Raw genomic sequence first — 16861 nt, 5'->3', positions numbered from 1 at the left:
AGTGGTGATGTCTTAGTTGAGGGTGAGGATATGGATACACTGTTTCCCAGTGCTCTGAGAACGGATACTTTTGGTAAGGGGGATGCAGGAAGCTTAACCGTGAACACACCCGTACTGATTATGGAAGATGGTGCTTTGATTGCTAGTAGTAGTTTCCCCAATAGTAAAGGTGATGGTGGAGCTATCACCATATTTGCCTCTGAATCAGTACAACTGAGTGAGAGCCGTATAGTGTCTCAGACTGAAGGTACAGGGGATGCGGGAAATGTAAGGATTGATACACCCTTGCTGATTGTCCGAAATCAAGCACAAGTTATAGCAGATACTAACCGTAGTAGCGGAAATGCGGGAATGATAGACGTTAACGCGGCTCAAGTTCAACTTGATAGTGGTGGACAGATTACAAGTATAACGTTTAGTAACGGGGATGCTGGAGATATATTATTACAGGTTAAAGACAGTGTGACAATCGCTGGAAATGGCAGTGGAATTTTTGCTAATACTGAAGAAGACTCTAGTGGCAATGGTGGTAGTATTATCATCGATTCTAGAACAGTATTTCTTCAAGATCAGGGGCAAGTAGCGGTTGACAGTAAAGGTATTGGAAGAGGAGGAGATATTAGAGTTGAAGCCGATTCTCTGAGCCTAGAACATCGCGCTCGTATTTCTGCTGAAACCGACGCTAACACTGGCGGTAATATTACGCTTATTATTGATGATCTTTTATTTGTGCGGGATGAAATTCGCATCTCGACAAATGCCGGTAAGGATGAAAAAAATGGAGATGGCGGCAATATTATAATTGAAGCTGATTTAATTGTTGGTGTTCCTAATGAAAACAGTGATATTACTGCCAACGCTTTCTCCGGACGGGGGGGTAACGTTACTATCACGACTCAAGGTTTATTTAATGTATTCATCCGTAGTAACGAAGAGCTTAAAAATTTACTGGAACCCGATGATCCATTAGATCCGGAACTACTAGACTCTAATGACATCACTGCCATTTCACAAACCTCTCCTGAACTGAGTCGTACTCCTACCCTAAACTTATCAGGAATTGATCCGGCTCAAGGACTGGTGGAGTTGCCAGCAGAACTTGTAGACGTGACGCGGTTAGTTGAACAAAGTCTTTGTGCCGCTGCCCAAGGAAGTGAATTTATCATAACTGGACGCGGCGGTTTGCCTAAGCCTCCCAATCAGGTGCTTGATGCTGATGCGACTTGGGAAGATTGGCGGATAACTGCTGTAGAGGAATCAACAGAAGTGCAGCAATCTAACCGGAACAGTCGCCAACATGTTACAGGAAATACCCCGAATAAATTTGTCGAAGCTCAAGGTTGGCTTAAAGATGCAAATGGTACGATTATTCTCACCGCAGAACCAACGGTTGTGACACCCCACGAGACGGGTACGCCATCGTTCACCTGTCAATAGTTAAAGGGTTTATGGAACCTTCCCTAAATTGAATGTGGTTGACTTAAGCGAGGTTCTTAGTTGCGATGCGATCGTTATAAATGGTGCGTTACGCTCCGCTTTCCTCACCCTACAATTGCCTGAGGTGTTTGTAGTAAGCGCTTTACGCTTACTACAAACATAAATCTAAAAGGTTTAATGATATGAAACGCCTAGTATCCTTATCTGTAAATAAAATATCAAAGGTCTGTGTTCCTCGGAAGTTTAATGGGTTAGCAAAATGGGTAAATTTACGCTTTTTTGTACCGGTGCGATCGCTCAGGCTTGTAGTCAGCGCTTCAGCGCTTATGGCACTAAAGTGCCTACTACGAACGGCGCGATCGCTCCTGTTGGCTCTGTTAGGATTAAGCTTAAGTCTGGGTATCCATACAATACCTCTAGTAAGGGCAGAACTCCCAGTCGCCACGGAGACTCTAGCCTTAGTGCAAGTGGGCAAAAATCACTACGATACTGGACAATTTACCGAAGCCGTACAGATTTTGCAACAAGCAGCACAGGGGTACGCCGAGGCAGGGAATACCCTTCAGCAAGCCCAAGTATTAAGCCTCTTGTCATTAACGTATCAGAAACTCGGACAGTGGCAAGCGGCTGAGCAAGCAATTCAAACCAGTTTGTCTTTACTCGAAACTGTACCTCAAGCTAACCCAAGGGTTCGCGCTCAAGTCTTCAATGCTCAAGGGCGTCTACAATTAGCTACAGGCAACGCTGAAGCGGCTTTAGCTAGCTGGGAACAGGCAGAAACTCTCTATCAGCAAGCGAGTGATCCTGTAGGAGCAATTGGTAGCCAAATTAATCAAACCGAGGCAATGCAATCCTTGGGATTGTATCGACGCACAGAACAACTTTATCAGCGGCTTGAACAAGCTCTTTTCGAGTTAGAGGATTCACCCGTTAAGGTAGCTGGGTTGCAAAATTTTGGGACTGTTTTGCGACAAGGGGGGGATTTAGAAAAATCTCAAGATATCCTCAACAAAAGTTTAGCCTTAACCCAAGCCTTAGGCTTACCGCAACAGGAAAGTCAAATATTGCTGAGTTTAGGCAATACAGAGCAAACCTTAGCCCAACGCGCCAAAGTATTTGAGGAATCCTCAGCCGAACCCTATACCCAAGCTGCCCTGAGTCACTATCAACAGGCGGCGATGACAGCCACGCTCCCTTTAACCCGAATTCAAGCTCAACTTAATCAATTGAATTTATTGATTGAGACTGATTCTTTATCACCGGATCAAGAGTTTTTGTCTTCACTATCAACCGGATTATCAACTTTACCTGCTAGTCGGGCTTCTGTTTATGCTCATGTTAATTTTGCCGAAAGTTTGCTCCAGATTCCAGAGTTAATGGCACAGAAGCAACGCACTAATGATATGGCGGCAATTTTAACGACAGCGATTCAACAGGCTGAAGCTTTACAAGACCAACGGGCTATATCTTATAGTTTGGGTACGCTAGGTAAGTTCTATGAAAAAACCCAAGACTGGACAAATGCCAAAAATGTAACCGAAAAGGCACTCCTGATTGCTCAACAGATGAATGCCGCTGATATCGCCTATCAATGGCAATGGCAAATGGGGCGACTACTGCAAGCCCAAGCCCAAGAGAACTCTCCAAATCTGCTTGTCAATTCAGACGCGATCGCATATTACAATGAAGCCGTTAAGACACTCAACAATTTACGCGGTGATTTAGTCGCCCTCAATCCCGAAATTCAGTTTTCTTTCCGAGAAACTGTCGAACCTGTTTATCGTGAATTCGTCGATTTACTCCTGGGTTCTCCCACTCCCAATAAAGCCAATCTGAGCCAAGCCCGCGATATCATGGAAGCCTTGCAATTGGCTGAACTGGATAACTTCTTTCGCGATGCTTGTGCCACACCAGAAGCCGTGAATATTGATAACGTTGATCCTCAAGCTGCAATCTTTTATCCAATTATATTACCCAATCGCTTGGAGGTAATTCTCAAATTACCTGGACAAAATAACCTGCGCCACTATGCCCATCAAGGCGTCTCTGAACCTCAAGTTGATCAAGCCGTGGAACAATTGCGCCAGGATTTAACCAAACGCAGTACGAGCATCAGTAAAATTAAACAGGATGCGGCACAACTTTACGATTGGTTAATTCGCCCCTTTGAAGCCGATTTAGATCCCGCAAACTTAGATAAACCCACCGTTAAAACCTTAGTATTTGTCCTCGATGGTTCCTTACGCAATATTCCTCCCTCGACTCTCTATGACGGAGAGAAGTATTTAGTGGAGCGGTATGCTGTGGCGTTAACGCCCGGTTTACAACTCCTAGAACCCAAACCCCTCAACCGCCAGAATTTCCGAGCGCTGATTGCTGGAACAACAAATGCACCCAGCTTTGAGCAAGAAGGATTTTCTACCCTAGACAATGTAGCCGATGAGTTAGCCGGAATCCGAAACCAACTCAACCTAAGTCAAAGCTTAGAAAATCAGGATTTTATACAAGATAATATCCGCAATCAGATTAATATGGAACCCTTTAATCTGGTACACATTGCCACCCACGGCAAATTTAGTTCTAATCCCCAACAAACCTTCCTCTTAGACTGGAGTGGGCGGATTAATGTTCAGGATTTAGATAATTTATTACGCACCAATGAACCCAATCGTACTACCGCTATTGAATTACTGGTATTAAGTGCTTGCGAAACAGCCGCTGGAGATAAGCGTGCAGCATTAGGATTAGCCGGAATTGCGGTTCGAGCGGGTGCCCGCAGCACATTAGCGACATTGTGGCAAGTTAACGATGCATCCACCGCAGAATTTATGCGACGGTTTTATCAACAGTTAAAAGAGCCTCAACTGAGTAAAGCTGAAGCTCTGCGGAAAACTCAAATTGCTTTCTTAACCGAGTATCCAGATGATCCGGATAAAGATTACCTACGCCCCTATCACTGGGCACCCTTTATTCTGGTTGGGAACTGGTTATAACATTGCCTGGTATAACACTACCAGCAATGGGTTCTTGCTCAATTTCTTGTAACCCAATTCGTTCATCCCCCAAGAGTTCTAGCCAAATACTTTCCAATGTGGCATTTTCAGGGTATTCCAAGCGTAATTGAGCCAATTCGGTGAGCATATTGTACCATATATCATGCTTGGCGTAAGCGGCAACTCGTTCTAGAGGATTTTTTGCCCGATTTAATTCTGCCTCAAGTTCAGGAGATTGGGCAACTCGTCGCACAAATCCAGTCAGCGATGCTGGAGCCAGTCGAGTCGCTGCTTGCTCAGATTGTGCTGAACGAGAACAACTTATTTCAAAATACCAGCGGTATGTCTTACCAATTTCTAGTGGCTTTTCTGTTGTGGGAACCGTGACACTAAAAATTCCGGGTGTTTCTGGCACTTTAAAGGTGGTGCGGTAAATATCATCTTCCCCATATTGGATAGAAAATTCTCCAGACGATACTTTGTCTGAACCATAGGGTACATAAACCAAAAAGGTAGGATATTCACTTACAGTTAGCTGAAAGTTTTTGCTACCTACCATGCGAGTCAGTAAACGATCCCCATCCTGATAAAAACAGTCACCACGAGTCCCAGTTCCATTTTTGCTTGTGGGCGTACCATTACCGGGTAAATTGGGCAGAAGAGAGGGAATTGATATTGGTTCAAAAATAGCATGGGACGGCTCAACTTGTGCCGTCGCTGGGGAAAGAGTAGTAATTAGGCTAAGGATGATTCCGATAGCTAGTAAGGGTTTGCTGTGATGAATAAGCATCCATTTGAAAATGTTCATGTCTCAGTCTGTCAAAATACTAGAGGATAGAACGGGGATTGGTTGTCTGGGGAATTCTAATAGTGTTAGTGGGGAAGTAGAGAAAACTCAGAGAGCAATTATTCGCTCAAAATTCACCTTGAATTACTATAGTTCCCCAGACAAAAATTTCACCGGAATTTTCAAATTTAGATGCACCCGTCATTGTTGCCGTTGATTTAAGCCTAATCTAAATCCACCAAAGGATTAGTGCCTAATTATACAACAAAACTCGTCTCAGAATCAACATCTAAATTAGAAGGAGGTGGAGGAGGACAGGGACGATTCCCACAGAAAGTTATTTCATACTTTTCATCTAAATCAGAAGGAGGTGGAGGAGGGCAGGGGCGATTTCCACAGAAAGTTGTTTCAGCATCAACATCCGAATTAGAAGGAGGAGAGCCGATCCGAAAAATTAGACTCAATAATTTTTTAATCCCTGAAGATAAAAGGGAAAAAATACCAGGTTTATATTTGCGCCAAGAGGTAAGTTTCATTTGTATGTCAATGCTCCTAGTTATTACTTAAAAATGGGCGGCTGATTGAATTGATTTTCTTTGCCTCCCCATTTCGCTTCTCAGTATGAACGACTATATCCGGAAAAAGTTGAGGAAAATTCAGGACTTTAAAATTGAGGATAATTCAGGGTGTTCTGGAAACGTTAGGTTTATTTTCATAAAATTTAGGAATTATTGTATCGCACTTGAGTCATGGAATATATTAAATTTTATGACTCAGTGGAACTAGATAGCTAACTCGGAAAAAGTGCGATCGCTATCCCACCCCACAACTCTTACAAACCTTGATACGAAAAAGCTTGAGCCATTCCCACAAACTAACTGAACCCTAATTGTATCAAATATTACTTTTCAAATTCTGTCAGTGCTTCCCTGATAATTGTATCAATATGTAAAAAATATAGTCAATTTGCTATGGTTGAACTAGAAACTATCTATGACTCTATTATGGCAGGCAGAGTCTCGCCAACGGCATTCTCAGCCAGAATGTCGAAAATGTAGAGACGTGGTGTCACCTCTGTAACAGGCGGCAAAACCGAGCTATTGGATGGTGATGATTTAAAGATTACACAGCAATTATTACCCGAAAAATTTCCCTCTCAAATAAATCGGAATAATTCAGTAAAATTCAGGTTTATGGCTTGTGTAATTTTCGCAAAATCTCACTTCATCTCAGGGTGTATTCGTATTTACTAAGATAAGATAAGTAGGTTAGTCTGAGTCTTCATGCCAATGAAATTTGATATAGATGACGCCATCCAAATGGCGAACCAAGCTGTATCACACAGCGCTCACCGCAGCTTGACGGATGTAGAAGTCATGGTTCTCAAAGGAGCATGGCAACGTCAAGAGTATGACCAAATTGCCGCCAAACATCAATATGCCACCAGCTATATTAGTCAAGATGTCGCTCCGAAGCTGTGGAAAATCTTAACCGAAGCCTTAGGAGAGAAAGTGAAAAAAAGCAATTTCAAACAAGTACTGGAGAGATATTGGAAACAGCACCAGGTTTCCCAGGCTTTCGCCAATCCAATTTCTCCAGCCCAAAACCCCTATTTTCCTAACCAAAAACAGTTAGAATCATTTACGCCCGACTACTATGTAGAACGCTCTCCCTTGGAAAGCACTTGTTATCAAACCCTCTTACAACCGGGAGCGCTGGTGCGGATTAAAGCACCCAGTTTAATGGGTAAAACCTTACTCGTAAATCGGGTATTAGCTAAATTAGCCACTCAAGGCTACCGCACCGCGAGTTTAAGCTTTAAACTAGCCGATAGTCAGAGTCATTTCACTCATCTGGATAAATTATTACGGTGGTTTTGTATTAATCTCTCGCGTGAACTCGGCTTAGCCAATGCCTTAGACGATTATTGGGATGAAGAGGATATGGGTTCTAAAGTCAGTTGTACTACCTATTTTGAAGACTATCTCTTAGCCTCAGGGAATAACCCCATTGCCTTGTGCTTAGATGATGTACATTTACTCTTCCCTTATCCCGAAATTTATGAAGACTTTTTCGGACTCTTGCGCTCCTGGTATGAAAAAGCCAGAAGTCGCCAACGGTGGCAACTATTGCGGTTAATTATCGTCCATTCCACTGATGTTTACATTCGCCTCAATATTAATCAATCGCCCTTTAATGTTGGCTTGCCCATTGAACTTGCAGATTTTACCTTAGAGCAGATACAAGAGTTTGCCCAAAACTATGGACTCAAGCCCGATTTGAGTTACCTTCAACCCTTAATCAACATGATCGGAGGACATCCCTATTTAGTCGAACGCGCCTTTACCCACCTAAAAAATGACCCCAATATGCCCCTCGATCAACTCTTAGCTACTGCGCCAACAGACGCTGGAATTTATGCCAGTCATTTGCGAGAAAATTGGTTGTATTTACAGTCTCATCCTCAACTAGCAGAGGCGTTTAAAACCGTTGTTACGACTAAAACGCCTGTACAAGTTGAACCCATGCAAGCCTATCAACTTCATAGTATAGGTTTAGTAAAACGGTCGGGAAATCAGGTCGAACCCCGCTGTAATTTATATCGTCAATATTTCTGCCATCATTAAGGAGTGAATACCGAATGTATGCTGATGAACTCAACGGGGCTGATCGGTATCATCTTGGCGGAAGTTTACCCGCTGATGCACCCACTTATGTGGTAAGAAAAGCAGATTCTGAACTCTATAACGGTTTACTATCCGGGGAATATTGCTATGTCCTTAATTCTCGGCAAATGGGCAAATCTTCTCTGCGAATCCGCACTATGTGCAAACTCACAGCCCAAGGAATTGCCTGTGCCGAAATTGAACTGAATGGTATTGGGAGTCAACAGATTAGCGCCCAGCAGTGGTACGGTGGGATTATCCAAGAATTAATTAGTGGTTTCGATTTACAAGTGAATCGACGTAACTGGTTACGAGAATATGAGGATCTCTCGCCAGTGCAGCGTTTGGGCAAATTTTTAGAAACAGTATTGTTAAAACAAATTAACCAAAACATCGTTATTTTTATCGATGAAATTGATAGTGTTTTGGGATTAAGTTTTCCGGCTGATGATTTTTTTGCCCTGATCCGTAATTGTTATGACAGACGGGCAACCAAATCTGACTACAAACGCCTTACTTTTGCCTTATTGGGAGTAGCTACACCATCGGATTTAATTCAAGATAAATATGCAACCCCATTTAATATTGGTCGGGCAATTGAATTGAAAGGGTTTCAAGTTCACGAAAGCGCGGCTTTAATTCAAGGGTTAGTCGGACGAGTGAGCTGTCCCCAAGCCGTATTAAGAGAGGTATTGTATTGGACGGGGGGTCAACCCTTTCTCACCCAAAAACTCTGTTGGCTTTTGGTAAATTATTGTAATCAGGAACAGAATGGACTCTGTATTATTCCTGAGAATGAAGCCCCCCGATGGGTAGAACAGTTTGTGCAAAAGCAGATTATTGAAAATTGGGAATCCCAAGATGAACCGGAACATCTGAGAACGATTCGCGATCGCCTGTTGGGACAACCTGACTGTTGTCAACAATCACTCCAGATTTATCGAGTCATTTTAGAACAGGGAAGTGTTGAGGCGAAAAATTGTACTGAACATATCGAATTGCGGCTATCGGGATTAGTGAATAAGCACCAGGGTAACTTAGTGGTTTATAATCCGATATATCAAACCGTTTTTAATCTAGATTGGATTGAAAAATATTGTCCCAAGGAACGGATTCTTGCCGTCGTCTTTACCGATGTGGAATCATTCTCGACAAAAATGGCAGCCGATGAGAAGCATACCATGGGACTGCTCCAAAGGGATTTTCAGCTTATCCGGGAATGCTGTGAGCAGTTTTCCGGCGAGGTACTCAAAGGGTTGGGAGACGGGTTATTGATTCGCTTTGACACTGCACAAAACGCTGTTGATTGCGCGATCGCGATCCAAAATTCCCTCAAAACCGCTGCGGCGAATTTACCCAAGCGGGACATTCTTCGCCATCGAATTGGTATCCATCTGGGGGAAGTGTTTTTCTTCCAAAATGATTTCAGTGTTTCACCCTCCCGTAATTTTATCAACGCCTATCAGGATGATGTGATGGGTAATGTGGTGAATGTGGCGGCGCGGCTGCAAAATGAAGCACCTGCGGGGGGAATTTGTATTTCCCAAACCGTCTACGAAGCCGTTAAAGATCATCTCAATGAAGTGAAGGATCAGCAACAGCTTCAGATTACGAAAGCCGGAGAGCGCTTGTTAAAGAATATTCCCCAACCTGTCGCCGTTTATATTATTACCCTTGATCCATACCTGCAACCCTGGTGGTGGACAATACTCATCGTCTTGATCACAGCCGCGATCGCGACAGGTATGGTTTTCGGGGTGCGATCGCGCGGTTGGTTGGAATCCTGGGAACTCACCCTATTCGATCACCTGATGCGGCTGCAACCCCATGAAGGACCCGATGAACGACTCTTAATTGTAGAAATTACCGAAAAAGACGTTCAGGCTCAACCCGCAGCCGAACGAGTTGGCTCATCTTTATCTGATCGAGCCTTTGCTCAACTCTTAGCCAAATTAGAGTCTTATCAACCCCAAACCATTGGCTTAGATATTTATCGCGATCGCCCTGTAGACGAAAACTATCCAGAGTTAGCCCAAGCCATGAAAAAGAGCGATCGCTTGTTTACCATCTGCCATTACGGGAATCCTGGAGTTTTACCGCCACCGGAAGTGTCAGGGGAACGACAAGGGTTTAATAATGTTGTCCTCGATACAGATGAAATTCTGCGTCGTCATCTTATCGCCGTTTCTAACCCCTTACCCTGTCAAAATCAATACGCTTTTAGTATACAGATTGCCGCTCATTATCTAAAGAGCCAAGGAATTAAACCGCAACTGAATCCCGAAGGTTACCTCCAGTTTGGCTCAACGGTATTTAAAACTCTAGAAAAAAACACAGGTGGCTATTCTAATATTGATGCAAGTGGTCACCAAATCTTACTCAATTACCGCGCCACTCCCCAGATTGCTGAGAAAATTACGCTCACAGATGTTCTGAATGGTCAACTCAATCCTAACCGAGTAAAAAATCGTATTGTTCTGATTGGCACCACCGCTCCCAGTTTTAACGATCATCGTTGGCTTACTCCTTACAGTAAAGGACAAGGAACTGTTCAAACCATGACAGGAATAGAAATTCAAGCGCAGATGGTCAGTCAAATTCTCAGTGCTGTTTTAGATCATCGACCCCTGATGTGGTGGTGGTTAGAACCCATTGAGATCCTCTGGATTGGCGGCTGGTCTTTAGTTGGAGGAATACTCGCCCACAATTCTCGTTCACTATTAGGTTTTTTGATCCGAGGCGGATTCGCTACAGGTATTTTATACGGAAGCGGGTGGGTTCTCTTCCTGCAAGGGGGTTGGATACCGATAGTTCCCGCCGCTTTAGCCTTGGTCATGACTGGAGGTATGCTGATTGTTTTCGGGAGTATGTCAGGGAAAGCACTCAATATTCCAGCTAACCGGATAAGTTGGGTTTCGTTTCTCAACCCAACCTACTTGCGTTGACATGCACCCTTGTTTGCTCTTAGTTGAAATCTCTATTTTATGACTGATTAGTTTTTTGGTAGGGTGGGGAAGAACCCGCTGGACATTGAATAGTATTCTCCACTACTTCAGGTTGAGGGGGAGGCGTTTGTGACGGTTGATTCGTCTGGCAAATTTGATCAATCGCCGATTCCCCAATCACAAACACCGCCCCGGTATAACTCTTTAAATCCGGCTTCTTCGCTTGAGCCGTAACCAGCGCTTGCTGTTGATTCGCTGAGACAATCTGATACTCATAAGATTCGGGCTGCGATTGCAAGGGAATTGCCAACTCATCTAAGCTTGAGGCAAATTGTTCGTGTTGTAAATAGAAAATTTGTTGGCTTTTATTCACCGAATTAATAAAGGATTTAGCTTCTAATTCTCCCGCTAAATCAATTGGTGGCAATGGTGAAGGAGTCAGGAGAGTGTGGGTAGGTAAAATCGGTTGAGGTTCATTTAGAGACAGAGAAGATTTTGCCGTATTTTGATTTTCTGGGACGAGTGAGTCGCTATTTCGGGGGGTTTCTGTGGGCTTATAAGACACCTGATTAGAAAGCGGGCGCTGTTGCCAATACCAATACAGAGAAGTCACCGCCCCGCCAAAAATAAGTAAGACAAATCCTGCTACCCATTTCGCTTTTCGCCCTTTCAGCAGCTTGAGCCAATTCAACTGAATCGGTGTTTTCGTTAGGGGGGATGATTTAGAGGGATTAGACCTTGAAGCGACTGCTCTGCCTTGATTCGTATCCGCTTCATCCCTTATAATCTGCGTTGGTGCGTCCGGAGCATAATCCCATCGCGCCGTAGAATCTTGGCTATCACTATTTGTCCTTGATGGGGGATAGTTGACCGCTGAATTCCGAGAACGTTTCCCAGATGTCGCCGCCGAATTTTCTCCTGTTCCGGTCAAGGATTTTGCCGGATTCCTCATTCCCGACTTGCTTATTTTTCCGGTTGTTTTATCCAACATCTTGGTTGGCATCTGGGTCAATTTTTGTCCTTTGGTTCTCGCCCCTTGAACAGGTATTCCTTTCCCAGGAGAGGATGTGATAATACCCGAATTGTAATGAGCTAAATTTTTCAGATCAGCTAAGACTGCTGTGACGGATTGGTAACGCTGACGGAAGTCATAGCGCACCATTTTATCGATAACATAACCCAGACCTGGGCTAATATTCAGTTGATCGCGCCAGAGAAATTCACTGGTTTCAGTGTCTTGTTGTAGTTCTTTTGGGTGTAACCCGGTCAAAGCTTGGATACCAATCATCCCCACCCCATAGATATCACTGCTAAAGCGCGGTTTTCCGGCTAGTTGTTCGTTAGGCATATAGCCGGCTGAACCAATGGCAATCGTCAGCGCCGTTGGTTCCTTGGTTTCGACGGGTTGAGTACTGATTTGTTTAACCGCACCAAAATCGATTAAAACAATTTTATTATCGGATTTGCGTTTGATGATATTCGCAGGTTTGAGATCCCGGTGAATAACTTGATGCTGATGAACAAACTCCAGAGGTTTTAAAATTTCTTGTAATAGTCGAATAACAATTGCCTCTCTCAACGGCTTACCGAGGGGTAAAAGTTTAGATAGACTATCACCTTCGATAAATTCCTGGACTAAATAAAATTCTTGATTTTCTTCAAAGTGAGCGAACAGTCGGGGAATTTGCTCATGGTTTCCTAATTTGTACAGAACCTCGGCTTCGGTATTGAATAAACGTCTTGCTGTCTGCAACATCCCCGGATCAGTGGTTTTTGGCTTCAGTTGCTTGACAACACACCAAGGATAACCGGGTAATTGTCTATCTTCTGCGAGAAAGGTGGTTCCAAACCCACCCGCCCCAAGCTGACGGATAACGCGGTAGCGCCCACTAAGTGTAATATCGGTCATGAGAGTTGTATCTAGGTTGTCAGCGTAAGCCATCTGATCAAACGAGACTGCAAATTGTACATTAGCCTAACTTCATTGTCCCTGCTAATCCGGCAATGTAACAATCAATCTGTGATAAGTGCATCAGGAATTACTCTATGGCATCCTCGCACCCAGAATCGGTTATAGCGCTTGGCGAGCAAGGCGATGAGCGCTTCCTTTCTTAAATTGGATTCGATAGAGTCCTGCACCCCTCCTTTTTCAGGATAATCGCAATCGGGCTACAGTTGAAAGGTTTACTCTATCACGAGGTCTATCAGGAGTCCCCAATCGGGTATTGTAAAGTTTCAATAAGAATATAGTCAGATGTAGTCATGTTGGGTAATATATAGACATGAAACTCTCAGACTATGCCAAAAAAGCAGGAATCAGTTATCGAACTGCCTGGAGGTGGTGGAAACAAGGAAACTTGACCCGTCATCAATTGCCGTCTGGTACGATTATCATAACTTCGGAGGCGATTGATGACAACTTGAAACAGTTAAAATCTCACAGACAATAATGCGACTAGCTGAAAGACATATTATTAAAAAAGGGCATCGTTTTTGGAGGGAGATAGATCGCTTGTCTTGGCAGTCTAAAAATCTTTACAACTCAGCCAATTATCTCATCCGTCAAAACTGGATTTATGGTCATGGGTATTTGACTTATAATCAGATGGCTTCTTTGATGAAAGAAACCGAACAATATAAAGCCTTACCCGCGAAAGTATCGCAGCAAGTTTTAAGAGGATTAGATCGGAACTGGAAATCATTTTTCGCCGCGAACTCTGAATTTAAAAAGCATCCAGATAAATTTATAGGTAGACCGAAAATCCCCGGCTATAAAGATACAAAAAATCGTACAAATCAGGGGGTTCTTGTTCAATCTGATGTCATCGGTTCTTACAATATTTTACGAAAAGCATTCCCAAATGCGTTTAACCGCTATGGGATAGAGAGGTGCGTAGTTCACTATTATGAGAATTAATCTCTCAAAGTAAAAGCGAAGGGAATTTCTGCAATGAAATTATGTCTGTCTATATTTGACTATACTTTTACCAACTATTCGCAGTATGACTGATCCAGTTAGTGATTGGTTTGAGTTGAGAATGGGGCAAAATCTGAATAGGATAGACATACTAACAGATTGCCCACTCTAATCCAATCACTCAATTGTAAAGGAATAATTTATGGCTTACTTCTGGTTTAAGGCGTTTCACCTAATTGGCGTTGTTGTCTGGTTTGCTGGGTTATTCTACCTCGTGCGTCTTTTTGTCTATCACGCAGAAGCCTCACAGGAAGCGGAACCCGCGCAAACGATTCTGAAAAATCAATACCAACTCATGGAGAAACGTCTCTACAACATCATTACCACACCGGGAATGATTGTGACTGTCGCCATGGCAATTGGTTTACTCACCACTGAGCCAGAGGTTTTAAAATCCGGTTGGATGCACGCTAAGTTGGGGTTTGTCGTGGCGTTGCTGGCTTATCATTTTTACTGCGGTCGGTTGATGCGACGGTTAGCATCTGGAGAATGTCAATGGACTAGTCAACAGTTTCGCGCACTCAATGAAGCCCCCACTGTCCTACTCGTCGCGATTGTTTTACTTGCCGTGTTTAAGAATAGTTTACCCACAGATATCACGGCTTGGGGAATCTTTGCCCTGATTATTGCTATGGCAGCATCGATTCAACTCTATGCTAAAAAACGGAAGCGGGATAAGGAAAAAAGTTTGGCAGAAGCGTCCCCAGCAACCAGTGAGGAGATGAGCGAACAGGTATCTGCCTAAGGACAAATGAACTGTGGTAGAGACGTTCCGGCTGAACGTCTCTTCTGGTTAAGAAGAGTAAACTTTGGGATTAACATTTCCTTATCTTTTGTGGAAAACTAAGCGGTTTCTGTGGAAAAGTGGCAATATCTGTGGAAAAGTCAGGCTTTTTCCAGGGGGTATGAGTGATTAAAAAGTAATCTGATCCGACTCATAAGCTGGGGGTTCAACATGAATCAACACTCGCACCGGATGAAAGCGTTCTTCTAATCGATCCTCCACGGCTTCGGTAATTTGGTGGGCGGTTTCCACGTCTTTGGCATCAACAATCAGATGCATTTCCAGAAAGACTTGACGCCCCAAAACGCCACGAGAGGCGATATCGTGGCAGTTGATTACTCCAGGAACTTGCATAACAATGACTTGAATCGCTTCAGGTGCGATCGCGACTTCATCCACTAACCAGGGTAAGTTATCTTTTAACACCTCCCAACCACTGCGAAAGACTAACAGGGCGACAGGAAAGGCGAGAATCACATCTAGCCACTGGAGTTGGGGCAGATTCCATACTTCTCCTTGCCAGATGCCAATCAATCCTAGCAAAACCGTAATGGTCACCCACACATCACTCATCGTGTGTTGAGCATCCGCTATCAAAATCGCACTTCCCACCCGCTTCCCGACATTTCTTTCATAGAAGGTGACGAAAATATTCACGCCTAAGACAATCAGCAGTAACCACAACTCTGGTGCTGCAATCTTGATCGGCGTCAAACCGTTGACAATCCTCTCGATTGTGCCTTTGAGAATTTCAAAACAGGCGATGCCCAAAAACGCCGCAATCCCCAAGGCGCCCACCGCTTCAAACTTCTGATGACCATAGGGATGTTCGCGATCGGGGTGAGGAGACGAAAATCGATTCGCCACTAAGCCCAAAACATTATTGGCACTATCGGTGACACTGTGCAACGCATCAGCTTGTAAGCTCAAAGACCCTGTTAAAATGCCAACAACGGCTTTCAATGCCATCACGAATACATTCAACACCAGGGTAATCAGCAAAACCTTGCGAACTTCAGCACGTTTGTCGGCTGGCATTCTGTTTGCCCCTAAATAACTAATTTCCCCTATCTTTAGTTTAGCTGGTAAAATGACTGAAACCCTTGTCCTTTAATGCTTTTAATTCTCTAAGCTGCCTAATTTTTTGTAGGCTTCTTGCGAGTTTTTCTAGGAAATGCGTGCCAAGACGCCTAATTCTTTGGTAGATTTTCGGAGGGACTTAGTTACCATCTTCTATCAGTAAGCGCTCATTATTAAGATTTATTGCTCATGGTTCCAGCTCAACTTACCCTCAATCTGGCTCAAGGGTCTGTATCGTTCAAATTTACGCCGGAAGCTGCCCAAAATTTACAAAAGGCACTTGCCCAACTTGTACAAACCTTAAAAGCTACGGCTCAAGCCCCAGGCAGTACCAGCAAGCCCAGTCCACAAAAACCGATAGAGTACCAATATACTGGGGATGTTTTCTTGGAAATTTTCTGCAATCCCAATATTTACCCCAGTCCCTTTGCGGCTAAAGTCCTAATTACACTGCGGGATGAACGCATCCGTTTGAGTACGGAAGCCGAACTGACTCGGGTGATTGAGGATGTCAATCAGTATCTAGAACAAGTTGGCTGACAATTTAAGGTAGGGCAGCTTTACAGAAGTGTCAAATATTGTAAAATAAGCAAGGGGTCTAAGGACAAAATTATGAGTTCTAACAATATCCAAGACGTTTTCCAAACTGGCTTCCGTGTATCGTTGGGGGCTACCACTTCCCTCATCGAAAGCCTTCAGGATCAGCAAAAGCGGGAAGAAAACCTGTCCCTGCTGAACTTAGACTTCAATCAACAGGTTGCTGAGTTGTCAAAAAAAGGCGAAAAAACCGAGCAAGAGGCTCAACGCTTGATTGAACAGATATTCAACCAAATGAACCAACCGACAGAATCAGCTACACCATCAACGCCCAGGGACAGTGGTTCATCATCAACGGGAACCACATCTCGCAGTACCCAACAAGAACTTGAAGAACTGACGGTACAAATCGCCCTGATCCGAACCGAGTTGGAGCAGATGCGTAACCCTGACTAGATCAAATAATACCGAGTTGTGCCTCATCGTAGCCTCATCTTAATGGATAGGTTAACTGGGGTTAGAAGCTGTTTGTTAATTTCTGGACACATCTAGACATTTATTCCCGTTTGGGTACTTTTCACCCATAGCTGTAGCCATCCTTTCGATGAATTGGTTTTTCGACATATTCGAGTTTGATGCCAATCCGTTTTTTACC

General features: G+C 43.7%; 10 protein-coding genes and 3 pseudogenes. 10 read left to right on the top strand and 3 right to left on the bottom strand.

Features of this window, described 5'->3' with window-relative positions:
- Nucleotides 1–1437: pseudogene (locus tag RLO19_RS17345) on the top strand (hypothetical protein); the annotation flags it as partial.
- A 182-nt stretch (nucleotides 1438–1619) separates the two neighbouring features.
- On the top strand, nucleotides 1620–4430 hold the full coding sequence (locus RLO19_RS17340) for a CHAT domain-containing protein (RefSeq protein WP_446358361.1): 2811 nt from the start codon (nucleotides 1620–1622) through the stop codon (nucleotides 4428–4430).
- Here RLO19_RS17340 and RLO19_RS17335 read toward each other — a convergent pair.
- Nucleotides 4405–5238 carry a DUF928 domain-containing protein gene (locus tag RLO19_RS17335; RefSeq protein WP_446358359.1) on the bottom strand — a complete coding sequence of 278 codons (834 nt, stop codon included), beginning with the start codon at nucleotides 5236–5238 and terminating at the stop codon, nucleotides 4405–4407. The two genes, RLO19_RS17340 and RLO19_RS17335, sit on opposite strands and share 26 nt — an antisense overlap.
- A 228-nt stretch (nucleotides 5239–5466) precedes the next feature.
- Here RLO19_RS17335 and RLO19_RS17330 point away from each other — a divergent pair, with 228 nt between their 5' ends.
- From RLO19_RS17330 to RLO19_RS17320, 3 genes are all read left to right on the top strand, one after another.
- A complete protein-coding gene (locus RLO19_RS17330; protein ID WP_446358357.1) occupies nucleotides 5467–5784 on the top strand; it encodes a hypothetical protein in 318 nt (105 codons plus the stop codon).
- Nucleotides 5785–6506: 722 nt separating this feature from the next.
- The gene (locus RLO19_RS17325) at nucleotides 6507–7844 is read left to right on the top strand and encodes an AAA-like domain-containing protein (protein WP_446358355.1); all 1338 of its coding nucleotides are present in this window, start codon (nucleotides 6507–6509) and stop codon (nucleotides 7842–7844) included.
- A 14-nt stretch (nucleotides 7845–7858) separates the two neighbouring features.
- Nucleotides 7859–10828, top strand: a complete 2970-nt coding sequence (locus RLO19_RS17320) for a CHASE2 domain-containing protein (RefSeq protein ID WP_446358353.1) — start codon at nucleotides 7859–7861, stop codon at nucleotides 10826–10828.
- Between the two features lie 37 nt (nucleotides 10829–10865).
- On the opposite strand, the gene RLO19_RS17315 is transcribed toward RLO19_RS17320, so the two are convergent.
- Nucleotides 10866–12770, bottom strand: coding sequence for a protein kinase domain-containing protein (locus tag RLO19_RS17315; RefSeq protein WP_446358351.1), 1905 nt, complete (start codon nucleotides 12768–12770; stop codon nucleotides 10866–10868).
- 340 nt (nucleotides 12771–13110) lie between these two features.
- Between RLO19_RS17315 and RLO19_RS17310 the strand changes: the two are divergent.
- From RLO19_RS17310 to hemJ, 3 genes and pseudogenes are all read left to right on the top strand, one after another.
- Nucleotides 13111–13224 (top strand): annotated as a pseudogene (locus RLO19_RS17310) (IS607 family transposase); the annotation flags it as partial.
- Between the two features lie 53 nt (nucleotides 13225–13277).
- Nucleotides 13278–13619 (top strand): annotated as a pseudogene (locus RLO19_RS17305) (transposase); the annotation flags it as partial.
- A 328-nt stretch (nucleotides 13620–13947) separates the two neighbouring features.
- Entirely contained in the window at nucleotides 13948–14550 is a 603-nt protein-coding gene (gene hemJ, locus RLO19_RS17300) for a protoporphyrinogen oxidase HemJ (protein ID WP_446358349.1), read from the top strand.
- Nucleotides 14551–14718: 168 nt separating this feature from the next.
- Here the strand turns inward: hemJ and RLO19_RS17295 are convergent, their stop codons facing one another.
- Entirely contained in the window at nucleotides 14719–15627 is a 909-nt protein-coding gene (locus RLO19_RS17295) for a cation diffusion facilitator family transporter (protein WP_446358347.1), read from the bottom strand.
- Between the two features lie 231 nt (nucleotides 15628–15858).
- On the opposite strand from RLO19_RS17295, the gene RLO19_RS17290 reads away from it, so the two are divergent.
- A complete protein-coding gene (locus tag RLO19_RS17290; RefSeq protein ID WP_006100292.1) occupies nucleotides 15859–16209 on the top strand; it encodes a hypothetical protein in 351 nt (116 codons plus the stop codon).
- 72 nt (nucleotides 16210–16281) lie between these two features.
- Nucleotides 16282–16662, top strand: a complete 381-nt coding sequence (locus RLO19_RS17285; RefSeq protein ID WP_446358345.1) for a hypothetical protein — start codon at nucleotides 16282–16284, stop codon at nucleotides 16660–16662.
- The last annotated feature ends 199 nt before the right edge of the window (nucleotides 16663–16861 follow it).

Source organism: Coleofasciculus sp. G2-EDA-02, from assembly GCF_040226375.1.
GTDB lineage: Bacteria > Cyanobacteriota > Cyanobacteriia > Cyanobacteriales > Coleofasciculaceae > Coleofasciculus.
This window is presented reverse-complemented; position numbering and strand designations above follow the sequence as displayed.